The following is a 26,126-nucleotide window of genomic DNA, read 5'->3' as shown; positions in this document are numbered from 1 at the left end:
TCAAGCGAGAGAGATTTCGTTGTCGTTGATTTGGTAAATCCGTGGCCTGAGGCCGAGGCTTACCGAGACGAAATTGAAGCAACTATTAAAGAAAATGAGGGTGCTTAAAACATGGCACGAATTTGCCTTAACAAGACCTACGGACTCCGACAAAGAAACCGGGTTTCTTACCTAATCTGTGGGTAAGAACGCATCTTTTCGTAAAAAACCTGTTTTCGGGGCCCTCATTCGTAAGTTCTTATAATTAAATCCCCCATTGTTCCCAAGATTAGGTAAAATTATTGGCGTGTCTGAGGATAAACTATATGCGCTGGGTTCGATATATTGCGATCGCGATCGTCAATGGTTTCGGTGTCGTCATCGGTGTTATTTGGGTTGCAGTCCCCACAACAGTGGCTCAACCTTCCCTAAACTACCAACTCGCACTCTCTGCGCGACAGCCAGAGGCCGAAACTCCGCAATCCCTTTCCGAACTCTACAAATTGCGCGATCGGCTGAAAGTACAATTAGATAACCTTGCCAAAACTCCCGACAGCGCCCCGTTTCCGGCAGAACTTTGGAAATCAGCAATCCACCGTCAGCAATCTCAAACTCTGACGCAGCAACTCCAAAATGTTCAAAGTCAGATTCAAATAGAAGAAAGAGCCAAATATAATTGGGACGATGCTGCTAAATTAGCCGCCCAAGCAGTCTTAATTGGACGCACTTCTAATCCTTCTTCTGCTACTTGGGAACAGTCCCAGCGGCTGTGGCAGTTGGCTATCAATACGCTGCGACTCATTCCTCACGATTCTTTTTTGGCTGATGGGGCGATCGACAAAACCATCGAATATCAAGGAAACCTCAGTGTCGCTACCTATGAAATGCAAGTTGCACGTTCTGTTGAGAAAGTTAGAGCTGAGGAAGAAGAGATAAGAGAGCGAGCCCGCAAAGAGCAAGAGAAAAAAGAATTTGCTCGTAGAGAAATAGAGAGAAAAGAGCAAGAGAAAAAAGACCGGGCTAGAAAAGAACTAGAAAGACAAGAATTCCAAAGGCAAGAATTAGCCAGGAAAGAGTTTGAAAGGCAAGAATTAGCCAGGAAGGAACTTGAAAGGCAAGAGTTTGAAAAGCAAGAATTAGCCAGAAAAGAACTTGAAAGGCAAGAGTTTGAAAAGCAAGAATTAGCCAGAAAAGAACTTGAAAGGCAAGAAGCAGCCAGAAAAGAACAGGAAAGGCAAGAACTTGAAAAGCAAGAGTTAGCCAGACAAGAACAGGAAAGACAAGAACTTGAAAAGCAAGAGTTAGCCAGACAAGAACTTGAAAGGCAAGAGTTAGCCAGACAAGAATTAGCCAGACAAGAACTTGAAAGGCAAGAACTAGAGAGAAATCAGCAAGCAACTTCTCAACCAACTCCTGAATCAACTGCAACAGCAACTCCCGCCCCAGTTACGCCTGCTGCGTCGTCGGCGCCGAACTTTTTCTTTGCTGGAGATACCAACAGAGATGGCCAAATTAACGAGCAAGACGAAGCGGGAAAAGAACAATGGTCTTTGTCCAAGGGCGCGCTAATTTTATTTAACGATCGCAATAATGAGCGCGGCAAGATACCGACTTGGAAACAAACCAAAGTTAGCGCTCCCCGCCGTGCAGCAATGCTTTCTCAAGTTAACTTAACACTGTCTGAAAACTTCAAAACCTCTCAGTTATTTATCACTGCTGACAGCATTGCTAGTCCTCACATCAGCGTTTTTCAGAAGACGGGCGACGGCTGGCAACCTGTAGATATATCCGGTGCTAAACCTCTAGTTTTCAGCACGAATATTGTTTTAGGTGTCGAAGCAAAACAATTTGCCGATCGCAATTGGAAGGGCACTGTTAATCTCAAAGCAACTGCCCAAAACAACGGTCAAGAAATCGCCTCCACAACAATCCAAATGGGCGTTAGTCCTTGGATGATACCGCCAAATACAGCACCAGTAACCGAAGTGCAGGTCAGCGACAGAGGCTCGGTAAACAGCGAATTTATCTCGCAACTAAAAAAAGCGGTAGAACCCACGGGCGCTAAAGTAAAAATTCTCCAGGGCGATCGCACTTGGATGCAAGATACCCAGAAAAACGGCTACGTTCAATTGCCCGAAAAATCGGATGTACGCCTGTTTAATGTAGCCCTAAAAAGCAATAGCGAGCCAGAGAAAAACCCGCCTGTTAAATCACCTCAAAACCGGGATTTGAAAGTAGTTAAAATTGGCAATCCTCGTTCTTTAGACCCTGTAAGTCAGTGGTCTGACGGATACGGCAATTTGCAGGTGACACCGCCGATTCCGGGACACCCAATGGGTCGGGTTTATTACGGGAATTCGGGAAATGCTAGTTTTAATCCAGAGGTACTTGATTTTATTCAAGCTCAGCGAATTCAAGGGCCGCCGGTGGATATTGATACTTCTTGGCTTCTGACTCGCCAAGTCGATGAAATTATCAATTTTATTCCCACTCAAACTCCCGGACAATATGTAATGGCGATCGCCAGTCCCGAAGCCGGAGTTAAGCTGTTGGAAGAATTGCAGGGAAGAGGTTACGGCGATGTGACGATCAATCGCGGTTTGAGCACTCAAACAACTGTCAGCGCCGCCTTGCAAAATCGCGCTTTAATTCAACACAATCTCTATTTGCAAAATCAGAAACTTAATCCGATTATAGAGAAGTTGAAAAGAGAATTTTTACTCCGAGACGACCAAATTATTCAAGTTCCGGTGATGTTTGGCTACAGCGGTTATGCTTGGTGGCCAAATATGGTCAATTCGGTGCCAGTTAACGGCAAGTTGTTAGTTTCAAATCCGCGCGGGCCAATGATTGAGGGTGTAGATTACACTCAGGAAAGATTGCGCCAACTGCTGCTTCCTGCTGGCGTCAGCGTTAGTTTCCTGGATGACAGATATTATCAAGAATTGAAAGGAAACGTGCAGTCGGCGACTAATACTGTGAGGAAGCCAGAAGACCGGCCTTTTTGGCAGTCTTTGCCTAATAATGGAGCCCAGTAGTAATTTGCGATCGCAATTTGTACTCAATATTTACAGAAAATTGGTAAATTGCGATCGCCCCAGCAGATAGATTTCTCGATAGACACGGACGGCAATTTGTCAAGAGCATTGCCGTAGTTGTTCAGTGCAGGCGATCGCACCAGTAACGTAAAATGTCTAAAAGCGGTCTTTGTAAAATAAATTTAGCCCCATGAGCGACGAACAGGAAAAAAAACAAATTTTGACTCAGCAACCGGAAACAATTTCCACTGCCAGTGATGAGTTCGATCGCAGTGAAATTGCCAGTGGCGATTCAACTTCCGCACCCCTAGAAACTCCCGCAGAAATTGTCGCGCCCAAAGATATTTCAGCGCCAATCGACGAGGCCGAAACAATTCCAATTGCCGCCGATAGCGCGCCGGCAACAACTCAACTTGCAAGTTATCCGCCTCCAACAATTCCAACTGCCAAGCCCGAACCAAAACCAGCTCGATCCTGGCAAATCTTAGCAGTTTTTCTCAGCGGAATGTTAGTCGGTTCCGTCCTTAGTCTCGGCAGTTTGATAGCGTGGAGAATGTATCAGGAAAGAGCGAACCTGCAAATCAAACTACCCGCTGACGTACCCCTCCCCGAAAGCCCTCCGCCTGTCGCAACAGCGCCCGCCAGCCGCCGGCCCGGACTTCCCCCAGCACCTGGAACTCGACTGCCCGCCACAATCTATCCGTCGCCCCGTCCCACTCAAGTACCCTCTGTGTCTGGCGTTCCCCAACTTGCTTCGCCGTCACCCTCGGCGTCGCCGTTGCCTTCTCCAACTCCAACTCCAACTCCCGCTGCGGTTGAAACCCCTGTAACCGAGCGAGTTTACTTTCAAGCCGGTGCTACGGGAACTACTCTGAGCAATAGTTTGCGAGCCAACATATCCAGGCGCTACTTACTGGAGTGTAATAGCGGCCAAAGCATGACAATAAATGTTCAAGAAGGTCAAGTTAGCGCCGCAATTATTGCTCCTAACGGTGAAAATTTAGGTACTGCTGACAGCACAGGTCAGTGGCAAGGTCAACTAGCCAGTAGCGGCGATTATACTATTGAAATTTCAGGCGATCGCCAAGCAAACTACCAAGTAAAAATTGAAGTCAAATAGCAACTATAATTGTATCAGGGGGTATTTACAAAATACATAAAGTCCCCCTGTAGCTAATTACAAATTACAAATTACTTATTACCAATGATCGCACAAGTATCTGAAAACATCTACGAAGAAAAAACTCAAGAAATTGCCAAAGAAATATTGCGGGCAACTCAAGAGAAAAAGCGCTCTTTTTTCGGTCAACTCCAAGACCAAATGCGCTGGGACGACAAACTCATGGATTGGGCGATGGCCAGCCCCGGACTGCGGGTGCAGTTGTTTCGATTTATTGACTGTTTGCCGGCCCTCCGCAGCAGGCCGGAAATTGCCCGCCACTTGCAAGAATACTTGACCGCCCAAGAGGTAGAATTGCCGGAAGCATTGAAAAAATTGCTCAACTTTGCTAGCCCTGATTCGGTTCCGGGTCAATTGGCGGCGACGACGGTTGCGCCTGCTGTGGAAACTTTGGCGCACAAGTATATTTCTGGGGAAAATATCAAGCAGGTAATTAAAACCTTAGAGCGGCTTCGCAAAGATAAAATGGGTTTTACAGTTGACCTTTTGGGGGAAGCTGTCATCACTGAAGCTGAGGCGCAAATTTATCTTAACCGCTATTTGGAATTGATGGAGGAACTCGCGAATGCAGCGAAGAATTGGCCACAAGTAGATGCAATTGACAAAGCTGACGGCGAAACTCTGCCGCGAGTGCAAGTATCGGTAAAGTTAACGGCTTTTTATTCTCAGTTTGACCCGTTGGATGCTAAAGGTAGCGAGGAGAAAGTAAGCGAGAGAATTCGCATTTTACTGCGCCGCGCGAAGGAGTTGGGAGCTGCTGTTCATTTCGATATGGAACAGTATGCTTACAAAAGTTTAACTCTAACAATTCTCAAAGACTTATTGTTAGAGGAAGAGTTTCGCAGTCGCACGGATATTGGAATTACATTGCAAGCATATTTGCGCGACAGTGCCCAAGATTTGCGAAACCTGATTTCCTGGGCAAAAAAACGCGGAAATCCGGTAACAGTGCGGCTGGTAAAAGGCGCTTACTGGGATCAGGAAACTATCAAAGCGATGCAGAAAGATTGGCCGCAGCCGGTCTACAATGACAAAGTTACGACCGATGCAAATTTCGAGCAGATGACGCAGTTGCTGCTAGAAAATCACGAATATTTGTATGCAGCTATTGGCAGTCATAATGTACGATCGCAAGCGAGGGCGATCGCCATTGCCGAAACTCTCAATATACCGCGCCGCCGCTTTGAAATGCAGGTACTGTATGGCATGGGCGACAAATTGGCTAAGCTTTTGGTCGATCGGGGTTATCGCGTTCGAGTCTACTGCCCCTACGGTGACTTATTGCCGGGAATGGCTTATTTGATCCGCCGTTTGCTGGAAAATACCGCCAACAGTTCTTTCATCCGGCAGAGTTCCGAAGAAATGCCCATCGAACAATTGTTAGCCGCGCCAGTTGCTAACGGAAATGACCAGCTAGTTTACAGCAAAGTATTTCCCAACGTTGCCGATACCGACTACGCCAATACCAAATTGCGGCAACAAGCAGAAACAGCGATCAAATCAGTGCGGGCTAACTTAGGTAAAACCTATTTACCCCTAATTAATGGCGAGTACCAAAATACTGAAGCAACAGTTAATTCCCTCAACCCTTCCAATCCCACAGAAGTAGTTGGCACCATCGGATTGCTTTCCGAAGAACAGGCTAAACAAGCCCTGGAAGCAGCAAAAGCAGCCTCCACCAGTTGGCGGAAAACCCACGTTCGCCAGCGCGCCGGCGTCCTCCGCAAAGCCGCTGAGTTGATGGAACAGCGGCGGCACGAACTGTCAGCTTGGATGGTATTTGAAGTCGGCAAACCCGTCAGAGAATGCGATGCCGAAGTTTCTGAAGCTATAGATTTTTGCCGCTACTACGCCGACGAAATGGAACGGTTAGAACAAGGGAAAAATTACGACATTCCCGGAGAAACTAACCGCTACACCTATCAGCCGCGCGGCATTTCTTTAATCATTTCGCCTTGGAATTTCCCCCTCGCAATTCCCGTTGGCATGACAGTTGCATCGCTGGTGGCAGGTAATTGTACTTTACTCAAACCTGCGGAAGTTTCCTCAGTAATCGCAGCAAAAATCACAGAAATTTTGCTAGAAGCTGGCATTCCCAAAGGCGTATTTCAATACGTGCCTTGCAAAGGTTCAACCGTCGGCGCTTACATGGTGAAACATCCCGACGTTCACATGATTACTTTCACCGGTTCTCAGGAAGTGGGTTGTCAGATTTATGCCGATGCTGCGATTTTACAGCCGGGACAAAAACACCTGAAACGAGTAATTGCGGAAATGGGCGGCAAGAATGCAATTATTGTCGATGAAAGTGCAGATTTAGACCAAGCAGTTGCAGGCGTAGTTTATTCGGCATTTGGCTATAGCGGCCAAAAATGTTCCGCTTGTTCGCGAGTAATTGTAGTCGAATCGGTGTACGATAATTTTGTGGCAAGATTGGTAGAAGCGACGCGATCGCTCAATGTCGGCCCTGCAGAAAATCCCGGCACTCAAGTCGGCCCTGTGATCGATGCAAATGCCCAGTCGCGCATCCGCGAATACATCGAAAAAGGTCGCGCCGAAGCTAAAATAGCTTTAGAAATGCCGGCACCGGAAACCGGTTATTTTGTCGGCCCAGTCATTGTTACGGAAGTATCCCCGACAGCAACTATCGCCCAAGAAGAAATTTTCGGCCCAGTTTTGTCGGTGATGCGGGCAAAAAATTTCAGCGAAGCGATTGTTATTGCTAACGGTACAAATTTTGCTTTAACCGGGGGATTGTATTCTCGCACGCCTTCGCATATCGATCGAGCAGCATCGGATTTTGAAGTTGGAAACCTGTACATCAATCGCGGAATTACCGGCGCTGTGGTATCGCGGCAACCTTTCGGAGGATTCAAACTTTCGGGGGTTGGTTCTAAAGCGGGTGGCCCGGATTATTTGCTGCAATTCCTCGAACCCCGCACCATAACCGAAAATATTCAGAGGCAAGGTTTTGCGCCGATTGAAGGAGTAGATGATTAATCTTAAATTCGTTTGATTAAGATTTGATACCCGACTTCTTTAAGAAGTCGGGTATATGCTATCTTGGTTCAAAGAAGTCGGGGCTGGGCTATTCTGTTGTTATAATTGAATTTATTTAAAATGGAATATACAAAAAATGGTGCTAGGCTAAATTATCACCATCCTTCACTTGGCAAGTGGATGAGAGTTTTAATGATAGTTATATTAGTCCTGGGTATATTTTTTCGTTTCGCCAATCTCGAAAAAAAAGTTTACTGGCTAGACGAAGGTTACACTTCACTGCGGATTTCGGGTTATACAGAATCTGAATTTATTCAAGAGTTTGGTGACGGTAAAATCAAGGAAATAAAAACTCTACAAAAGTACCAGCGAATAAATACAAAGAAAAGCGTTTTTGACACCGTAAAAGGATTGGCATTAGAAGAGTCTCAACTTACTCCCCTGTACTTTGTAGCAGTGAGATTCTGGGTGCAACTGTTTGGAGATTCAATCGCAGTAACTAGAAGTTTGTCGGCGGTTTTTAGCGTGCTGGCATTACCTTGTATGTATTGGCTATGCTTAGAATTATTTGAGTCATCGGTGACAGCTTGGTTAGCAGTTGCCATAATAGCTGTATCGCCTTTTCAGGTAGTTTATGCTCAGGAAGCTCGACCTTACAGCTTGTTTGTCATGTTAATTTTAATGTCAAGCGCGGTCTTGCTACGAGCAATGCGCCTAAAAACTAATAGTAGTTGGGCAATTTATGGTGTAACATTAGTAGTTGGATTTTATTCTCACCTCTTATTTGGAATAGTTGCAATAGGACATGGAATCTATGTATTAGTTATCGAAAAATTTCGGTTTAACAAGACGGTAATTGGCTATTTGCTAGCATCAATAACAGGATTGATTGCTCTGTCTCCTTGGATTATAGCTTTTATAAAAAATTCGGGCAATGCCACTGATAAAACATCCTGGCTGTCTCTGAGAAGACCTGTTTCAGAATTGATAAAAAGTTGGCTATTGAACATTAGCAATCAATTTTTTGATGTGGGATTTTACTGGAATTTGTCACGACCATATTTGATATCTACTCTGCCAGTTATTTTAATGATTTTAATAATGGTAGGGTATTCTTTTTATTTACTTGTATGTAAAACGGAAATGCGAGTTTGGTTGTTTGTTGTGACATTAACGTTCGTGATAGTAGGATTTTTATTACCAGCGGACTTAATTAGGGGAGGGATTCGATCTGTCAACACTCGTTACATGATTCCCTGTTATTTAGGAATCCAGATATCTGTGGCTTATTTGTTTACTCAAGTTCAAGTTACAGCTCAATTACAAAAGCTGTGGAGATTAGCTCTCGTTGTTCTGCTCTCAATGGGAATTGCGTCTTGCTGCCTCTATGTGTCAGCAGATAATTGGTGGAATAAATCTGGCTCTCTTCTTAACGTTTCGATCGCCCGTACAGTCAACTCAGCTTCTAAGCCATTAATCATAACAGACTTTTCAGAGTATATTGTATGGGATATCGGCAATTTACTCGGTATGAGTCACCAACTCGATCCCAAAGCTAAATTATTACTAATGCCACCTAAAAATAATGTTGAAATTCCGGAGAATTTTAACGAGATTTTTTTGTACAGTATTTCTCGCGAATTAAAGACAAAAATTGCCAAAAGTAATCAATATAAAATACAAACAATCTATGCGGAAAATGACGAAATTATCCTAGGCAAAATAGTCAACAAATGATGTTTTATATAGCAAAAGCAGGTGAGCTTGTTTAAAATGGAATTTCCGAAAAATTGCGATCGACTAAATTCTCATAACCCTTCACTTGACAAGTGGCTGCGATTTTTTATTATCGCCGTATTAGTCATAGGTATTTTATTTCGCTTCGCCAATCTCGATCGCAAATTTTACTGGATCGACGAAACATATACTTCTTTGAGAGTTTCTGGCTACACTGAAGCCGAAATAATCAAACAAATTTCCTACCAGAACATAACCTCGCCTGCGGATTTACAAAAATATCAGCAGATAAATTCCGAAAAAACTTTAAGGGATACCCTGAATTCTTTAGCAACAGAAGACCCCCAACACCCGCCTCTGTATTATGTACTAGCGCGATATTGGGCGCAATGGTTCGGCAGTTCCATTGCCGTAATGAGAAGTTTGGCCGCCGTGATTAGCCTGCTAGTATTTCCCGCAATTTATTGGCTGGCTTGGGAGTTATTTGAATCTTCAGCCGTAGCGTGGATGGCGATCGCAATTTTCGCCATTTCTCCCTACCACATCATATTTGCCCAAGAAGCAAGACAGTACAGTTTGTGGACATTAACTACTATTTTATCTAGTGCAGCCTTGCTGCGAGCAATGCGCTCTGACGAAAATCAAAATGCTGTCGCCGTCGTTCTTTCCTGGGCGCTTTATGCAGGCACAGCAACACTGGGATTGTACACCCACTTGTTATTTGTCTGCGTCGCTGCCGCCCACGCAATCTACGTCGCAGTTATTGCCAACTGGCGCGATGTGAAAACATTCATTTCCTATTATGTAGCAGCTTTAATCGCTTTGATCTGCTTCATGCCTTCCCTCGTAAATACTGTAGAAAACTTCAATCAAGTTAGAAGCACAACTGTATGGGCAGAACAAACAAATTTCTTAAGATTAGTCAGCAGGTGGGTTGGTTCCATCACCATAGCATTTTTTGATATTGGCATTGATGGAACTGCCAACGCTACACAACTAGCCTTGGTAATTCCAGTTGGAATCATGGTTCTAGCTTTAGTCGGCTATGCCCTTTATTATCTATGCCGACAAACACCAAAGCGAGTGTGGTTGATTGTATTGTTATTAATTGCAACAACTGCTTTGTTTTTAGCAGTACCTGATCTAATCAAGGGTGGAAGGCGCTCAGCAAATCCGCGATATTTAGTTCCTTGTTATGTGGGAATTCACCTAGCAGTGGCTTACCTGATGTCTGCGAAAATTAGTAACAATTTGGAGAACTTAAAACAGCAAAAACTCTGGAAAATAGTTATAGTTGGAGTTTTTTTCGCAGGTATTGTATCCGGTGGAGTTAGTTCTCAAGCAGATATTTGGTGGAATAAAGGTAGCGGTTGGTTGCGTGCCTTGGAAGTAGCCGCGACTGTCAATTCTGCCAGCAATCCCCTGATAATCAGCGATACCAACATTGCATACATCATGCCTTTAAGTTATCACCTGCAACCCAAAGTCCAACTGCTAATAGAACCTCGCTGTTACACTTCTTGCTACAAAAATCGAGAATTGGCAAAGAAAAAACCCCAACCCCCGCAAATTCCCGGCGGTTTCAGTGAGTTGTTTTTATACAGACCGTCCCCTACTTTGCGATCGGCAATTCAGCAACAAAACTATCAAATAGATCCGGCTGACCCTAATGTCGAGCTTAATCTGTGGAAAATTACCAAAAAATAATCTAAAACATTAAGGCAAAAAACACGGGTTTGCTGCCAAAAAATAAATGTCTTATTCACTGCGACATACTGACCATAAGCGGTATTTTTGGAACTATGTCGCAAGTATAGTTCAATAGGGTGGCTTTTCGCGGTAAGCTAAAAGTTAAGAATCAAAAAATAACATCAAAAATCTCAAATGACAGTCACTGAAACCTCCAACATTCGTAAACTGCTGTGCGATCCAGACTTAGGGCTGATTCCTCACCTAGAAAAGTGCCTGAAAGATTTGCACTCATCTGCGATCGCAAGTGGAGAGAAATTCAAGGTAGAACCTTACGATATAGAACTCAAAAGCTGCCACACCCAGAAGCATCCCAACGACCAAAAACCCCTCGTCACCCAGTCAGTGTTAATAAAAGTTCCCCTGACTGGGAAAGTTGAAGACAAGATGCACCTATATCTGATCGCAACTGAGTTGCAGAACCAAATCGACTTCAAAATTATCGACTGGAGTGCCTTAGAACGCCGCCAATACGATATTCAGGGCATCCCTTTAAAGCAGCCGATCACCAAAATAGATGGCCAGATGAATTACGAGTTAGTATTCGATCGACCAAGCTACTGCTGCATCACCCTGTGTCGCCAATTTGACTTAACTTACGCCGCCAATTTTTAATACCAATTATGAAAAGTAGGGACACGACATTGCGTGTCCGGCGCGGGGAGTAGGACACGGCATTGCGGTGTGCCTACGGTTTACTTTTAATAATTGGTAGAAGATGGAGGATTGTAGATCGATCGCACCACATCCAGTTCAAACCGCTCGATTCGCAGTTTCCGCAAGAATCCTCTTAATATCAGCAGGAGTCAGACTCGGATTAGCTTGCAACATCAAAGCTATCACCCCGGATACTTGTGGCACTCCCATTGAAGTACCCGCAAAATATCGATAGGGAATCCCCGGTTGAGAAAGCGGCACAGTTGAATAAACGTCACCAGAATCCGTCGTGCCACCGTCGCCGCCGGGAGCAACAAAATAATTAATTGTCTCCGCACCTGCCCGGTTAGAATAATTCCCAAACAAGCCATTTCGGGTAACACCACCGACAGCAATTCCTACCTCATTGGCAAACCGAGCCGGATAATCTACTTGTGGGCGAGCATCATTTCCCGCCGCCGAAATCACGATCGCGCCTTGAGCTTCAGCCGCTCGAATCGCATCCAATTCTTGAGCATTCAACTGTAGGCCACCCAAACTCACATTTATTATCTTCGCTCCATTTGCCACCGCATAATTAATCGCATTAATTTCATCCCGAATTTTACCCACCCCTGCCCCATCAAGTATTTTCAAAGGCATAATCTTCGCAGTCGGAGCCGTGCCAGTAATCCCAACTCCATCTTTTTTCGCAGCAACTAAACCCGATATATGAGTGCCGTGATTGTTATCATCCATCGGGTCATTATCGTTATTGACAAAATCCCACCCTCGGAAATCGTCAACAAAGCCATTGTTGTCATCATCAACCCCGTTGCTAGCTTTATTGCGACCGATCGCATCAACACCGGTTTCCCCCGCATTACTCCAAATATTCCCGGTCAAATCCGGGTGATTGTAGTCAACTCCGCTGTCGATAACTGCCACCACAATTCCGTTTCCAGTCAAGCCCTGGGCCCAAACTTCTGGAGCTTTAATTAAATCTCTGCCCCACTCGTCTCCGCCCAAATCGGGAACATCAGGAAAAGTTGCAGTACCTTGAGCTTTAGCAACTGCCGCCGCTGCATTCACCAAACCGAACCCAAAACGAGAGTCAAAACCCTGCAAGTTGCTCGCATTGTTAGCAGAAACAGTGGCCGGGGTTGCAGACAGATTGAGGGAGAAATTTGTACTGCCTTGGTATTGATAAACTCGGACAAAGTAAGTTCCTGCAGCTAAACCGTTGATGTCGATAGCTTCCGGCGATAAATCCGATTCTTGAGAAGAAGCAATAATATCGGTGAAGTCAATAGAATTGTCGCCGTTAAGATCTTTAATTAGAGCAACGTCAACATCAGCCGTCAAACCGCTAACAGTTAATTTAAAGTCGCTAGTTGCAGGCAAAGTAAAGCGGTAAAGGCCGTCTGGCCGGGCGTTGCTAACCGAGTCTGCGATCGTTTGAGTGTCGCCCAAAATGCCTAAATCGCGAGCTTCGCTGAGTTGGTTGCCCAATACGGTAGTTGCAGAGATGAATGTATCGGCGAGGTCTTGTGGAGATGCGTTGGCTACCAAGCCTAAAATAGCATTGGATTGGCGAATTTTAATTAATGTATTGGAAATACCGGGGGCGATCGAGATTTCTTCGAGAATCAAGTCAGCTTCGGTAAGATTGTCAGTCAGTCCGATCGAATCCACAAAACTGTTAAAGTCAGTAATAACGTCTGCAGCAGCCGGATCGGAGACTGCTGAATCGCTGCGGAGGACAAAGGTATCTGGGCCCAAACCCCCAGTCAGCGTATCTTTGCCCCCATCGCCCACTAAAACGTCGCTGCCGTCGCCGCCGTTGAGGGCGTCTCCTCCCTTGCCTCCTTGCAAGGTATCGCTGCCGCCGTCGCCAAACAGGATGTCGCTGCTGACACCGCCGTTAAGCACATCGTTGTCTGCACCCCCGAACAGGGTATCGGAATTGCCACCGCCGAGAATGCGATCGTTACCATTATCACCGCTGATGCGATCGGCTTCCGACGAACCGACAATAAAATCGTTGCCGCCGAGGGCAAAAAATCCGTTAGGATAAGGAGTCAAAAAGCCCGGAGTCAAGGCGAAACTATTGGGGCTATCATCTAAAAGATAGGAAAGACCGTCAGGGCTCGGGCCGGGCATAGAAATGTACTCCTAGCGAGGTATATCGATCTAAATTTTAGATTTTAAATTTAAGTTTGTGGTTAAAAACGCCCTAAATCGTCGGTAAGGCGGGCCTTACGGACAGTCTGTAGAAGTCTGCATAGGTTAGGTTAAACTGAGGTATTGCACCATTCTCAATTACTTGTTTAGGAACAGGATTTTCGGCCTGTTCCACAAAAATGTTGAGTTATTGTGGAACGGGCCGGAGAACCCGTTCTTGATAATTGTGAAACATCTCAGGTTAAACAGATTTATTCCGTCATATCATGCCGTGTAAATCAACCACAATTCCGCCTTAGCCCATCTAAAATATAAAATCTAAAACAGTATAACTTAATCCCAAATTCAAAATCGGGATCGGAAAATGGGAAAACCACACTTGCATCTAATTCAGAATTTTTTAAATCTCGCGAAATCGCGTCTGCAGCCTTATTTGCGCTACTTGATTTTGGGCGGGACGTTTTTATTTATTGCCAAAGCTTTTTTAACTCACTGGCGAGAAGTCGCGAGTATCCAAATTCGAGCTGAAAGTTTTCCGTTGCTGGCGATCGCCCTCGGCATCACTTTATTGTCTCTAATTTTTGTCGGCTGGGTGTGGATGTTGATTTTGCGGGAATTCCGCCAACCTGTAACTGCCGCGTGGGCAATTCAAGTTTTTCTCAAAACTAATATTGCCAAGTATTTGCCGGGGAATATTTGGCATTTTTGGGGTCGCATATTGGACGCGAAAAAGGCAGGTATTTTTCCGAAAGCTGCTACTCTAAGCGTGTTGCTGGAACCGCTGCTGATGGCTTCTGCGGGCGTTTTGATTGGGTTAATTTGTTTTGAAAAATTCAATTGGTTTTTGCGGATTGTCGGTTGTGCTGCTATTTTGACGGCGATTCATCCCCGAATTTTAAATCCGATCGTTCTCTTTGTAGAGCGGTTGAAGTTATCTAAGAATAATGGGGAAAATTCAAATACTGGGGAGGTGGCAGGCGAGGGACTGAATTTTCGTGTAGAGTCTAGCTCCAATCTAGCTAAAAAAAGATCGAATGTCAAGTCGCGCCACAAAAATAATTTGCCAATTAAACGCTATCCTTTAGTGCCCTTAATCGGACAAATGTGTTTTATCGGATTGCGGGGCTGCGGTTTTTTGCTAACGGTAATGGCTTTAACTCCGGTGAACTTTAGCAATATTCCCAACTTGTTCGGTGCTTTTTGTTTTGCGTTTGTTGTCGGTTTAGTCGTACCGGGAGCACCGGGGGGAATGGGAGTATTTGAAGCAACGGCGATCGCCCTGTTGTCCGATCGCTTTTCTACGGGTATAATTTTGAGTGCCGTGGCTTTGTATCGGATAATTAGCATTCTGGCGGATGTTTCGGGTGCATTTTTAGCAAAGCTCGATCGCCAGCGAAATCAGCGCAGTCAAAAAAGGCGAATTTAAAATCAAATATTTGAGGAAGATAATTTGCTGCGATCGAGGAATCCCTGAATCGGGCAATGTAGTAAAAGCTATAATCCAAGTCAGGAGTGCCAACTCACAGACTTAGGTAAATTACTTGAACTTGGGCTGACCGTGTAAATCCAATCATCTCAGTGGCAGCCAATTCATCACATTACAGGTTCTTTGAAATAATGACTCTAACCTCCGGTTAGCCATGACTCATAACAACAATCGAACGACAACAATTCGTTACCTTCTAATCACATCAGGTGTACTGGCGATCGGTGGATTAGGCTATCTTGCTTATACCATGTTGCACCAACGCAACGAAGTACGCTACTACGAATCCGAACAGCAATGTATTGTAGATGCGATGAACCAAAGCAACGGGTTCACCAAAGAGCAGTGTCAGGCTCAGTTCCGGTACGCAATGCAGGAATACGAACGCATTACGCCCGTGTATCGCACGCAGCCAGAATGCCAAGAAGACACAGCAAGCATTTGCTCTCAGGTATCGAATTCCAGCGCTGCTACCCCCGGATGGCGACCAGAGTTCGGCGGCTTCTATTTCACCGATGATGTCGATGATGATGCGCCTCCAACAGTGGTCAACGGCGTCAACGGCGGCTCCTACACGGTTTATCCAGTGCAACCCGTTTACCGCTCCAACATCGGAATTGTAACTCCTGATAGAACCCAGATTACTCGTCCCCTACAGGGCGTACCGCTAGATTCTCCCTACTTTTCCTCCAGTGGCGACACCCCAAATCGCCCACCAGGCCACGCAGCTCAGGGAACCATCAAAGGACGAGGGAGGTTTGGTAGCACAGTCCGTTCCACGGCTCCTTTGGGAAGCGGAGGAAAGTAACCAAGACCGATTTTTCTCTATTTTTTCATATTCTCCAGTGTCACTAACAAGGTGCTTCATCCATGTATCCCTTTTTGTTTCAGCGACGGCGCAACTGGCAGCAGCACGTATTAGAGAACGCCTACCAATGTCAGCCCCTTGCAGACATCAACCAACGCTACTGGGCAGAAGCTTTAAATCGTCCTTTTGGGGTGATGTTTTCGCGCCAGGAAGAGGCGAGGATCTGGGATGCTACTGAGGCTCTTTGGGATATGTGTCGGGAGTTTTTGGACTGGTTTTTCACCGCTGATGGCCTAGAAAATCGGATGAAAAAACTCGCTATTCCCCCTGCTTTCTGGGAAGCAATTCAGGTTTCGTGGGATCGGGTTGACGAAGCAGAAGATATGTCTCTTTATACCCGTTTCGATCTTGCCGTCACTGAAGATGAAAAAATTAGCCTTCTAGAAATCAACGGCGAAACTCCTCTCTTGGGTGCAGAAACAGTCTATCAATGGCTGTGGTTAGATGACATGAAAAAATCAAGCCGAGATTTGCGATCGCTTCCCAACGATGCCGATCAGTTCAACAACTTTTGGGACGAAGTTGCAGGCCGCTTCCGCACTCTAAGTCGTCATTATGATTTAAAGCAATTCGGTCTGAGCTTGTTAATTGACGAGCATTTGTCAGAAGATACCGAGATGGCAGGACAACTGGTCGAAATTATTAATCAAGAATTGGGAAACGATCGCTTTTTTACCCAACTTGTAGGATTGCGTAACCATCTGGGCGTGGATGAAGAAGGATTTTTTGTCGATCAATTCAATAATCGGATATTGCGGCTGTGGAAAATCATCGATTGGCTGGATTTGCAACTCGCCAGCCAATCCTTTAACGCAGATGAAGCCCTAGCATCGCGCCTGATAGCAGGGGACGTGAAAATCATTGAACCGCTGTGGAAACAGATTTTAAGCAATAAAGGAGCGATGGTGTGGATGTGGGAATTATTTGGCAGCCACCCAGTGTACGGTCAATTCTTGCTACCCACTTTCTTCACGGATACTATCTCGATCGAATCCACAGCATTACTGACCCAAATGCACGTGAAAAAGCCCCTCGTCGGTCTAGAAGGTGTTGGGGTTTCTATTGAAACAGGCGATTTTGTTGCCGGAGCCGTTCACGCCCGTGAGGCGATGGGCTACGATCGCGAAGGATTCATTATTCAGTCCTATCAACCCTTGCCCGAATATTTTGGCTACCACTTCGTCGTAGGTTCCTGGATTGTCGGCGATACTCCCTCCGGCATCGTATTGCGCGGAGATACCAATCCGATCACCGGACGACATTGCTTAATTGTTCCGCATATCGTGAGCGATCGTCTGGTGAATACTTAACTTCTAATCAGAAAAACTATGAAATTACAAACTCATGATGTCCGGGGAATTCCGATTCTTAGCAGTGAGTGGAGTGTAGATGAATTTATTGCCGATGAGTTGAAAATTCCCGAAGTCGCGCCTACAATTCAGGCTGGATTTATGGATCTCCTGAGCCGAGATGTGTTCTCTGAGGGAGACAGTCAGCCACTCTACGAGCATCTGCTCTCTCGCAGTTCGGAGTTCTCGTTAGAATTCATGAGCGCGATCGAACTTTGGCTGCAAGACGAATTACGGCACTACGTTGCTCTGCGTAAGGTCTATCACATGGTATCAGGTTTGTCCCCAGAGGCGATCGACCAAAAAAACCAGAGTCGGGTGCATGAACTCGAACCGATCGCGTTTCTGATTGAGAACGAATTCACCATTCTAGTTGGTTTAATGTTTGACGAAATGGGTTCCGTGTGGTCTTATCACCGGGATATTAAGGAATTCTACCAACACTATGGGAACGGCTTTGCTCGCGTAGGACATTTGGTCACGCAAGATGAGGGGCGGCATTTTAGGAATGCTGCGACTCTCATCCAACATCGCCATCCCGACAAAATCGATCTGATCGAACCCTTATTAGAAAAGATTAGCGAGATGGAAGCCGGTCTTGCTTATTATCCCAAGACTTTCTTTCTCGATCACGCTCAGGAAAGAGACCGCTTTCCGAAAGATTTTAATACCCAGGTGATTCAAAGAATTCTCTCTTTTTTCTAACAGAATTACCAACTTAATCCTCGAATCAACATTATTATACTTTCCCTGGCGATCGAGCATCTCAAACTGACGCACCCTACCGCAACTTTCTCTTTCTCCTCTAACTCTCTCTGTGTCCTCTGTGTCCTCTGCGATCAAAAACTCTAATTCTTATATGAATTAAAGCATTTTTTCCAGAAATTGCTTGGCGCGATCGCACTTTGGGTTGCTAAAAAACTCCTGCGGCGGCACATCTTCCGCCACCTTTCCGCCATCGAGAAACAAAATCCGGTGGGCGACTTCCCGCGCAAAACCCATCTCGTGAGTTACAATTGCCATTGTAATTCCCGTTTTCGTCAAAGCTTTCATCACATCTAACACTTCTTTAACCATTTCTGGATCGAGTGCAGAAGTCGGTTCGTCCATCAACAAAATTTCCGGTTCCATAGCCAAACAGCGGGCGATCGCCACCCGCTGTTTTTGTCCCCCCGAAAGCTTAGAAGGATAAACCTGGGCCTTATCTGACAAACCCACTTTTTCCAGCAATTCTAGCCCCTTCAGACGCGCCTCCTCCTTAGCAATTTGCTTCACCTTTACAGGCGCATACATCACATTTTGCAGCACAGTCATGTGCGGAAACAAGTGGAAATGCTGAAAAACCATCCCTACTTTCTGGCGGATTTTCATAATATCTGCCTTCGGCAAAGTAATATCCACTCCGTCAATGTATATGTGTCCCGAAGTGGGAATTTCCAGTAAATTCAAACACCGCAAAAAAGTAGACTTGCCGCACCCCGAAGGGCCGATAATGGCAATCACTTCTCCTTTATGAATCTCAGTAGTTATCTCGCGCAAAACCTTAAGATTGCCAAAAGATTTATACAGGCGATCGACCTTAACTGCTACTTTGGAGTCTGCGTTCGAGTACATTGGCCCCCCAAGTTAAACTAAGCACCATCAAATAATAAATTGCGCCGACAAATATCAAAGGTTCAAAGTAAATATACTTTTCTGCTCCCACAATTGTAGCGCGGCGCAGCAAGTCTTCTACGCCAATTACTGAAACTAAAGCTGAATCCTTCAGCAAAGCAATACTTTCATTCACCAATGCAGGCAAAATATTTTTCAACGCTTGCGGCAAGATAATATCGCCCATCATCAGTTTGTAGGGAACACCAAGGGATTCTGCGGCTTCTTTTTGACCTTTATCTACGGCTTGAATTCCCGCGCGGATTGTTTCGGAAATATAAGCCCCAGAATTCAGGAAAAAAGTAATCACGCCAGCTTGCAGCGCCGATATATTATAGCCCGTAAGCTGCGGCGTTGCAAAATAAACTAAAGTCAACTGCAAAATTAGCGGCGTTCCTCGAAAAATTGAGGTGTAAGCAGTGCCAAACCAGAACAGCGGTTTAATGCTAGAAATCTTAAACAGAGACAGGACGATTCCCCAGATAAATCCGAGAAATGCCGACAGCAAGGTAAAAGTTAGCGTTACCCCAATCCCGGACAAAATATAAGGCAAACTCGGCACGATTTTGCCAAAATCTAACCCGAACTTGGGCGCTACCGGAGGCTGATTTGCTTGAGCAGGTTCTTGCGGAATTGGTCGAGAAAACCATTTAGTAGCTAGTTCCTTAATTTGACCGCTGGCTTTCATTTGCTGGAGGACTCGGTTGAATTCTGGAACTAATCTCGAACCTTTCGGAAAGGCGATCGCCGAACCGCTTTCTTCAGTATTCGGGATTGTGTTAAATTCCAAGTCCGGGTTCGCTGCTGCATAACCCGTAGCGACAGTATCCTCGATCACTCCCGCCGCGAGGCGGTTCGATTTAATTTCTTGAATGATGTCAGGAATCCTATTCAGAGGAGCCAGTTGCACCCCGGCCATTTTTTTCACAGCTTCCTGCTGAATGCTTCCGAGTTGAACGCCTACTTTTTTCCCGGCTAAATCTTCAGCTTTGGTCAAATTGCTGCCTTTATTGGCGACAATTGTATTTTGAGCTTCGTAGTAAAGGTTAGAAAAATCAACATTTTTTTTCCTTTCTGCGGTGGGAGTCATTCCAGCCATCACAAAATCGGCTCTTCCCGCCTGCAAAGCGGGAATTAAGCCGTTAAAATCCATGCCAATTACTTTCAGCTCGTAGCCTAATTTTTTAGTAATATATTTGGCAATATCGATGTCAAAACCGATGATTTCGTTGCCGCTAACAGCCGTATCTTTAAATTCGTAGGGCGGGTAGTCTGGGGAAGTCGCTAGTGTTAAAGTCTTGTTGGCTTGGGCGTAACTGGCGATCGCAATTAAACAAAAGGCGATCGCGATCGCCGCCACCAGCATTGATTTTAATTTTAAACGTTTCATATCGAACATTGTCCTAAAAAATCCCCTCGCCCAGAAAATATACCACACATCGGAATCAAGTCACCTTTGTAAAGGAAGATATACTCCTGGACGCACGGGTTTCCAGAAACCGGGTTTGATGGACAAACAAACTGCATAATTAGCCTTTAATAATAGTAAAAAATCGATTATAAAGGTATTAATGCGTCCAGGGCCAAAGATAGATAATTGGGTCACTAACTTATATTTAAAAAATGTGCCTTGCGGACATTTTTTAACAATTTAGAAAGGGAAGCTTGTTTGCTTAATTCCCACCAATTTTGTACCGTTGTTCTAGTTGCGAGCGGTATTTCTAATCATCCAGCATATTCCATCTATATGTGGTACAAGGTATTCAGTAGATCAGAGCAAAAAATGCGATATTACTTCTAAGCCGCTGGGAACGATCGAGTGGGAGTAATACCCTTGTCGATTATTGATTTTCGATTTGGATAGATGCCGTCTGTAAGTCCTGTGTTAATTACAGGACTTACACAGAAAAATTATAGTCTAAGAGTCAACTGTCAACTGTCAACTGTGTTGAATAGTGTTGCAAAAATGCTTCCAGTTCTCTCCGTCCTTGTTGGGTAATTGAGTTGTAGAAGACTTCTTTTTGTCCATTGGGAGTGTAGAAACGATAGAAGCGTCGATCGAGATCGATTTGTCGCAGGTATACTAAGGGAACGCCAACAGATGCAAGGAGTCGGGCTTTTTTGCGATCGCGCACCTGCACCTCTGGGCGATCGTGCCAATGAGATTGACATTCTATCACCAGTTTGGCTTTGCGACTAGCACAATAACCGCGTTCCATCAAGGCGATATCGACTCTGGAACTCACCCAAAATTTCCAAAGTTCAATGGGAAGACGGGTGAAAGTTTCTGGACGAGAACAGATGATTTCTAGGGGAACTTGGGGACAGTAACGGAAGCGATCGCCTAAAATCATCTCTAGAATATCGATAGCGATCGTTTCTAACTCGTTGATAATTTCTCCGCTTTGGAATTGCGGAAATGAAGACAAAGAATTGTCAAAGTCAAAGGCGTATAGCATTAGTTTTATCTCCGATTAGGGTTAGTGGGAATTAAGGGGGTTGTAGACTACTGTCCAAGCGTTTGCACCAAGAGCGGTAGCAGTCCAAGCGCCCTTCTGGTAAGGTTTGCCTTCTTTCCGAGCGCGGTAGAGAGTTGTGGTGGATACCTCCAGCAGTTGTGCGGCTCTATGGGTTGTGCAGGATTGCTCTATTACAGTTGGTTGGGATTGGAGTTTTACCCTTCTCTTTTTGTTAAGGGAGTCGAGGGGAGTGGGTGGCTCGTCTGGGAAAAGGCTGAGTTGAAAGACTGTCATAAGCTGAACCTTTGAGTGTTAATGATTCAAGCCTATTGGAGTCAACTGGATTTCTCCAGAGCAAAACGGTTCAGAAAAAAGTGAACTGATCTGAACTGGTCAAGAAACTTGATGCTGACTATGCTAGGGATAGTTTTGATTGAGATTTTGCGCCTGTGCTGTTGTCCCGCCGTGGACTCAAGTCCACCGCTAAGAGCTACTGTCCACTTAAGTGGACTGAAGAACGCTTTTTAGGGTCATCATTTAGTCCTCTTTTAGAGGACTTTCGCTATGAGCCAGGGGTTTAAACCCCTGGCGGGCTATGCAAGCAACAGAGGCAAAATTCTCAATTTCATCCACTTTATTTGTTAGGAATGAGTCAAACTATGGCATCTCGCAGTGTTCGGATTGATGGCGCAGGTTTGGATAAAGTTCGTCAACGGATGGCTGAATTGGAGAAGCCACTAAATCCAGATAAACGAGGTTGGTCTCAACAAGACCTTGCAGAACAAGCTCATGTGAATGTCAGTACCATAAAACGCTTTCTTGGAGGTACGCCACCCGATCGCGGTACTGTCATCTCAATTCTTAAAGCATTAGAATTTGAACCCATAAAATTTATTGCCGAACATGACTCTAACTTGCATAATTCCGATCGAGAGCCACAGCCAAACATTGCCATTGATTGGCAGCGAGTTTGCCAAGAAATGCTACACGAGCAGCAAGAGGAGCAACGCTTTAGGCGGAGAGCGACAGAAATGGGATTTGAAATCAATGTTTTTGTACCACTAGGATTAATCGAACGAAAACAGCAGCAGCGTCGCAGTGGCAATGTGCCTATGGAATTGGTGCATCAGTTAGAACAAGAAGTCATTACTCAAATTTACGAACATGATGAATTCATGACTGATGTTATTGGACAAAACCCTACTGGAAAAAATAAGCATATTGCTATTGTGGGCGAACCAGGAGCAGGAAAGACAACGCTGTTAGATAAAATCGCCACTCACATTCAGGAAAATAATCAAGATTTGCCGATTTGCATTGCGCTGGCAAGTTTGCAAGGAAAGACACTGAAAGACTATATTCTTCAAGAATGGTTCCCGGAAGCTATGGCTCTGGTTTATCCTGATATTGATGTAGAGAAGTCTCACAAAACATCTCTACAAAAACGGTTGCGTCAAGGTGGAGTGTGGCTGTTACTCGATGGTGTCGATGAAATGGCTGTAGGGGCGAATAGTTGTTTGTCCCTAGAGGAAATCCGAAACCAGCTTACTGATTGGTTGGGTAATGTGCGGGTTGTTTTGACCTGTCGAACCAATGTTTGGGATGCCCGTGTCAACAATCCTCTTACAGGTTTTGATACTTACAAAACTCAAGAATTTAAACTACAACAAGTAGATGATTTTATTCAGCAGTGGTTTGCTGAAGCAAAAAATATTCAACGGGGAGAGGAGTTACAGAAAAAGCTGGAAGAACCGCAAAAGGAACGCATCCGCCAACTGGTAACAAATCCGCTTCGGTTATCTCTACTGTGTCAGATATTCAACAAGAATAAGCAAGCGGAATTACCAGAAACAAAAGCAGAACTATATCAACACTTTGTCCGCTATTTCTACGAATGGAAACCAGCCCAATCGGGTCTTGATTGGGCTACTCAACCAGGTTTGCAAGAAGAATTACATCAAGCCCTCGGTCGTTTATCTATAGCAGGATTGGATAGCGATGCTAGATTTCGGTTGCCGCTAAGTTTAATTAAGCAAAAAATGGACGACAAGCTGTTTAAATTAGCCTGGGCTCTCGGTTGGCTGAACTTAGTAGATCGAGAAGCTGCAACAGCAGATGAAGCTGTTTACGCATTCTTTCATCCTACATTCCAGGAATATTTTGCATCTTTAGTAATTGATAATCAATTTTTAATGGAGCGCTATCGAATTTTTTAAAATCAATGGTTAGAACCCGCTATATTATGGTTAGAAAATTCCCAAATTTCAGCAGTAATAAAGAAAGAATTGAGCGACATAATAACCAATTTTAAAGAAGATAAATGGAAAAATATGTATCGGCTTAAGCTACTACCATTAAATATAGTTTACTGGTGTCAATCTGGCGAAATAGAATTTATTGCTGGATGGGTGTATTGCGTTTGCTTGGATGAGAATAAACAAACAACAGTATACAAATTACTGTTTCCGGGTTATGAGGAATTCATCATAGAATCGTTAAAATATTACGCTTCCAAAGAAGCCTGTGATATTATAAGTGAAGTCATCAATAATAATACGGATTTAGAAATTTACGAACTATCTAGCCTTTTGGAAGTTTTATTTAAAATCAACCCGGAGCATGAATGCTTAAAAGTATTAATCCCTAAATTATTAAAAGACGATCGTGAGGGACGTGCCATAGAAGTGGCAAAAATAGCTTTAAAAAATGATAATTTCAAGCAAATTGCCGCTGATTTTTTAGTTGATGCTTTATTGAAAGAAGATGAGCAAGACGAATTACAAAGTTTTTCTATCGTTAATGTTTTAATAGATTATAAGATTTTGGACAAAGTGGTTATTGGTAAGTTAATATCATTTTTAAACAGTCAAAATTATACAGTTCAAGTGCTAGCTATTTCACATTTAGACAAACTAAGCATAAATCATAACGCTTTAGTCAACAATCAAGAAGTATTGGATGCTTTGATTGATTTCATCAGTCAAAATCGAGACAATTACATCAGTATTACTCCTGCTGTCAGTATAATCAAGAGACTTGATATTGATATTTCAAAAGTCAACAAAGCAATCATTAATTTGTTATATAATTCACAAGATCAAATAATCATTATGTCTTTGGTTAAATATTTGGAAACACAAGGTTTTATTGTAAAAGTTATTAATAGGTTTATCCAATTAATTGCGAATGAAAAAGACAGACATGAATCTATAGTTTCTGGTCAAATGTTAGTAATGGCAAGCTCGAACTATCCCAAAATTTTCGAGAACCCGTCAATAATTAAAAAAATTATTTTTTTGATAGAATCAAAAAAAGATTGTTACTATTTTTTAATACAAATTTTTTCTCAAACTACAATAATGTATGAGCGTTTTAAAAGAGTAGGCTACCAGAGTAGCAAAGATAAGATATTCATTGATTTTCTAAGTTTAGTTATAGAAAACTATATAAATAAAAATACAACCGAGGATTTAAATTCAACCGAGGATTTAAATTCAACCGAGGATTTAAATTCAACCACAAGTAACGATACAGAAAATAATATAGAAGATTATTTCATCGATAAACAATATGTTGAATTTGTTTCACTAATTAGCGATTCCGAAAAATTAAACCTTACAAGTTTGATGCAAAATAGTTTTACTATAAAATTATTATCTAATAGCAAAGAAATTGCGTTCGCCAAAATCCAACAAACTAATTTTGAAGTTATTGATAAATTAATTGAAATTATTCAAATAAATAAAGATCATACATTACGCTTTATTTGTATTGAACTTTTGATTAAAATTGAAACATTATCAAAACAACCGATTATTGATAAATTAGTAAACTTAACTGTCAATTTGAAAGACAGTGAAATTCAATTGTTTGTTGTCGCAGTATTACGAAAAATTACTCACAAAGCACAACTGCAAAGGCTAGTTTTTGGTCTAAAGGATTATGTAGAAGATGCAGTTGCTAAGTCGGACGGTAATTTATATATAATTGCTCATTCACTGCTTTGGCATTGTGCTAATCACTTGAGTTATACGGAATTTTATGACGCTTGTTGTGTTCAACAATCCTGTACTGACTTAGAGGCATTTGAAAACATCTCTATTGCGAACTCTTCTACTCCTCAACTCCTCAACAAGGTTGAGCAATCTTCAGTTCTTCAGTCTGCGGTTTCCCATAATGAAGAACTCAATCAAGCAGTACAACTGATTTGTATTGATGGTAGCGAATTTAACCCTCCAGATAATCCTGCCACTGATATCTATATCCAAATGGTAGAGCAAGGTTGTCCAGAACGACAAGAAGGAACACCCACAACTATGCCACTGCTCAAAGCCTATTGGCGACTGAATTTGAGAAACCTAGAAAAACGAGTTGCGTTGGTGTTCTACAACTCTAAAATCGATCGCGAATTCAGCGAACCTTTTCTAACTGCACTGAGTGCTTTTGGAGGCACGATCGCAATCATCACCGATCGACCATGCGACAATGTAAAACGCATTTCTCCTAACCATCCGAATCTCATCGATGCAGTTTTGAAATGGCTGCATCGATCGATTTTGGAGGCTTGAATTTTGATTTTGGCAGAAGGCGATCGCTTTTTCACCAACTCAGCCGCGATCGCACTCACACCCCCAAATCCAACTCGATCGAAACATTTCTTCATCTTTCTCTGAATTAAGAGAATCGTCCGCTAAAACAGAGTAGGAGAATTTCCGCTACGATCGAGAGTAGATAGGGCTTGCTGAATAATCGATCGCCAACCAAGAGCAGGAGCGATCGATATATTCAAGCAGAGTTAAATATAAGTT

The 26,126-nt window shown here is 43.8% G+C and carries 18 protein-coding genes; 13 read left to right on the top strand and 5 right to left on the bottom strand.

The window, feature by feature from the left end:
• Positions 1 to 305 precede the first annotated feature (305 nt).
• From QUA57_RS13715 to QUA57_RS13690, 6 genes are all read left to right on the top strand, one after another.
• Positions 306 to 3,017: a protein-arginine deiminase family protein gene (locus QUA57_RS13715; protein WP_333061521.1), complete on the top strand. Its 2,712-nt coding sequence runs from the start codon at positions 306 to 308 to the stop codon at positions 3,015 to 3,017.
• A gap of 190 nt (positions 3,018 to 3,207) precedes the next feature.
• Positions 3,208 to 4,137 (top strand): hypothetical protein, encoded by a 930-nt coding sequence (locus QUA57_RS13710; RefSeq protein WP_333061522.1) that lies wholly within the window; start codon positions 3,208 to 3,210, stop codon positions 4,135 to 4,137.
• A gap of 84 nt (positions 4,138 to 4,221) precedes the next feature.
• Complete coding sequence (gene pruA, locus QUA57_RS13705) at positions 4,222 to 7,197, top strand: L-glutamate gamma-semialdehyde dehydrogenase (RefSeq protein ID WP_333061525.1); 2,976 nt, start codon at positions 4,222 to 4,224, stop codon at positions 7,195 to 7,197.
• 120 nt (positions 7,198 to 7,317) lie between these two features.
• Complete coding sequence (locus QUA57_RS13700) at positions 7,318 to 8,934, top strand: glycosyltransferase family 39 protein (protein WP_333061528.1); 1,617 nt, start codon at positions 7,318 to 7,320, stop codon at positions 8,932 to 8,934.
• 21 nt (positions 8,935 to 8,955) lie between these two features.
• Positions 8,956 to 10,641, top strand: coding sequence for a glycosyltransferase family 39 protein (locus QUA57_RS13695; protein ID WP_333061529.1), 1,686 nt, complete (start codon positions 8,956 to 8,958; stop codon positions 10,639 to 10,641).
• Positions 10,642 to 10,818: 177 nt separating this feature from the next.
• Positions 10,819 to 11,298: a hypothetical protein gene (locus QUA57_RS13690; RefSeq protein WP_333035252.1), complete on the top strand. Its 480-nt coding sequence runs from the start codon at positions 10,819 to 10,821 to the stop codon at positions 11,296 to 11,298.
• Positions 11,299 to 11,436: 138 nt separating this feature from the next.
• On the opposite strand, the gene QUA57_RS13685 is transcribed toward QUA57_RS13690, so the two are convergent.
• Positions 11,437 to 13,482, bottom strand: a complete 2,046-nt coding sequence (locus QUA57_RS13685) for a S8 family serine peptidase (RefSeq protein WP_333061530.1) — start codon at positions 13,480 to 13,482, stop codon at positions 11,437 to 11,439.
• 385 nt (positions 13,483 to 13,867) lie between these two features.
• Between QUA57_RS13685 and QUA57_RS13680 the strand changes: the two genes are divergently transcribed.
• From QUA57_RS13680 to QUA57_RS13665, 4 genes are all read left to right on the top strand, one after another.
• Positions 13,868 to 14,929: a UPF0104 family protein gene (locus QUA57_RS13680; protein ID WP_333061532.1), complete on the top strand. Its 1,062-nt coding sequence runs from the start codon at positions 13,868 to 13,870 to the stop codon at positions 14,927 to 14,929.
• A 214-nt stretch (positions 14,930 to 15,143) separates the two neighbouring features.
• Positions 15,144 to 15,797, top strand: a complete 654-nt coding sequence (locus QUA57_RS13675) for a DUF1190 domain-containing protein (RefSeq protein WP_333061533.1) — start codon at positions 15,144 to 15,146, stop codon at positions 15,795 to 15,797.
• A 62-nt stretch (positions 15,798 to 15,859) separates the two neighbouring features.
• Positions 15,860 to 17,167, top strand: a complete 1,308-nt coding sequence (locus QUA57_RS13670) for a glutathionylspermidine synthase family protein (RefSeq protein ID WP_333061535.1) — start codon at positions 15,860 to 15,862, stop codon at positions 17,165 to 17,167.
• 18 nt (positions 17,168 to 17,185) lie between these two features.
• On the top strand, positions 17,186 to 17,911 hold the full coding sequence (locus QUA57_RS13665) for a hypothetical protein (RefSeq protein WP_333061536.1): 726 nt from the start codon (positions 17,186 to 17,188) through the stop codon (positions 17,909 to 17,911).
• A 159-nt stretch (positions 17,912 to 18,070) separates the two neighbouring features.
• Here QUA57_RS13665 and QUA57_RS13660 read toward each other — a convergent pair whose 3' ends face one another.
• From QUA57_RS13660 to QUA57_RS13645, 4 genes are all read right to left on the bottom strand, one after another.
• Entirely contained in the window at positions 18,071 to 18,820 is a 750-nt protein-coding gene (locus tag QUA57_RS13660) for an amino acid ABC transporter ATP-binding protein (protein WP_333061538.1), read from the bottom strand.
• Positions 18,786 to 20,249 carry an ABC transporter substrate-binding protein/permease gene (locus QUA57_RS13655; RefSeq protein ID WP_333061540.1) on the bottom strand — a complete coding sequence of 488 codons (1,464 nt, stop codon included), beginning with the start codon at positions 20,247 to 20,249 and terminating at the stop codon, positions 18,786 to 18,788. Before QUA57_RS13655 ends, QUA57_RS13660 begins: the two co-directional genes overlap by 35 nt.
• Before the next feature lie 535 nt (positions 20,250 to 20,784).
• Positions 20,785 to 21,318 carry a DUF2726 domain-containing protein gene (locus QUA57_RS13650; RefSeq protein ID WP_333061542.1) on the bottom strand — a complete coding sequence of 178 codons (534 nt, stop codon included), beginning with the start codon at positions 21,316 to 21,318 and terminating at the stop codon, positions 20,785 to 20,787.
• A 21-nt stretch (positions 21,319 to 21,339) separates the two neighbouring features.
• Positions 21,340 to 21,612 carry a hypothetical protein gene (locus QUA57_RS13645; RefSeq protein WP_333061543.1) on the bottom strand — a complete coding sequence of 91 codons (273 nt, stop codon included), beginning with the start codon at positions 21,610 to 21,612 and terminating at the stop codon, positions 21,340 to 21,342.
• 365 nt (positions 21,613 to 21,977) lie between these two features.
• Here QUA57_RS13645 and QUA57_RS13640 point away from each other — a divergent pair, with 365 nt between their 5' ends.
• The 3 genes from QUA57_RS13640 (at position 21,978) to QUA57_RS13630 (ending at position 25,996) form a co-directional block, all read left to right on the top strand.
• Entirely contained in the window at positions 21,978 to 23,534 is a 1,557-nt protein-coding gene (locus QUA57_RS13640) for an NACHT domain-containing protein (protein ID WP_333061545.1), read from the top strand.
• 69 nt (positions 23,535 to 23,603) lie between these two features.
• A complete protein-coding gene (locus QUA57_RS13635; protein WP_333061546.1) occupies positions 23,604 to 25,886 on the top strand; it encodes an NACHT C-terminal alpha/beta 1 domain-containing protein in 2,283 nt (760 codons plus the stop codon).
• Positions 25,856 to 25,996 carry a hypothetical protein gene (locus QUA57_RS13630; protein WP_333061547.1) on the top strand — a complete coding sequence of 47 codons (141 nt, stop codon included), beginning with the start codon at positions 25,856 to 25,858 and terminating at the stop codon, positions 25,994 to 25,996. Before QUA57_RS13635 ends, QUA57_RS13630 begins: the two co-directional genes overlap by 31 nt.
• Positions 25,997 to 26,126: the final 130 nt, after the last annotated feature.

Source organism: Microcoleus sp. Pol7_B2 (assembly GCF_036701035.1).
Classification (GTDB): Bacteria; Cyanobacteriota; Cyanobacteriia; order Cyanobacteriales; family Microcoleaceae; genus Microcoleus.
Note: the sequence above shows the minus strand (reverse complement) of the source record. Positions and strands in the feature narration are given on the sequence as shown.

Coding starts and splice junctions, on each gene's coding strand:
- QUA57_RS13710 (WP_333061522.1), top strand. CDS start 3,208: ATGAGCGACGAACAGGAAAAAAAACAAATTTTGACTCAGCAACCGGAA.
- QUA57_RS13630 (WP_333061547.1), top strand. CDS start 25,856: ATGGCTGCATCGATCGATTTTGGAGGCTTGAATTTTGATTTTGGCAGA.
- QUA57_RS13670 (WP_333061535.1), top strand. CDS start 15,860: ATGTATCCCTTTTTGTTTCAGCGACGGCGCAACTGGCAGCAGCACGTA.
- pruA (WP_333061525.1), top strand. CDS start 4,222: ATGATCGCACAAGTATCTGAAAACATCTACGAAGAAAAAACTCAAGAA.
- QUA57_RS13650 (WP_333061542.1), bottom strand. CDS start 21,318: ATGCTATACGCCTTTGACTTTGACAATTCTTTGTCTTCATTTCCGCAA.
- QUA57_RS13690 (WP_333035252.1), top strand. CDS start 10,819: ATGACAGTCACTGAAACCTCCAACATTCGTAAACTGCTGTGCGATCCA.
- QUA57_RS13640 (WP_333061545.1), top strand. CDS start 21,978: ATGGCATCTCGCAGTGTTCGGATTGATGGCGCAGGTTTGGATAAAGTT.
- QUA57_RS13685 (WP_333061530.1), bottom strand. CDS start 13,482: ATGCCCGGCCCGAGCCCTGACGGTCTTTCCTATCTTTTAGATGATAGC.
- QUA57_RS13655 (WP_333061540.1), bottom strand. CDS start 20,249: ATGAAACGTTTAAAATTAAAATCAATGCTGGTGGCGGCGATCGCGATC.
- QUA57_RS13645 (WP_333061543.1), bottom strand. CDS start 21,612: ATGACAGTCTTTCAACTCAGCCTTTTCCCAGACGAGCCACCCACTCCC.
- QUA57_RS13675 (WP_333061533.1), top strand. CDS start 15,144: ATGACTCATAACAACAATCGAACGACAACAATTCGTTACCTTCTAATC.
- QUA57_RS13665 (WP_333061536.1), top strand. CDS start 17,186: ATGAAATTACAAACTCATGATGTCCGGGGAATTCCGATTCTTAGCAGT.
- QUA57_RS13700 (WP_333061528.1), top strand. CDS start 7,318: ATGGAATATACAAAAAATGGTGCTAGGCTAAATTATCACCATCCTTCA.
- QUA57_RS13715 (WP_333061521.1), top strand. CDS start 306: ATGCGCTGGGTTCGATATATTGCGATCGCGATCGTCAATGGTTTCGGT.
- QUA57_RS13660 (WP_333061538.1), bottom strand. CDS start 18,820: ATGTACTCGAACGCAGACTCCAAAGTAGCAGTTAAGGTCGATCGCCTG.
- QUA57_RS13680 (WP_333061532.1), top strand. CDS start 13,868: ATGGGAAAACCACACTTGCATCTAATTCAGAATTTTTTAAATCTCGCG.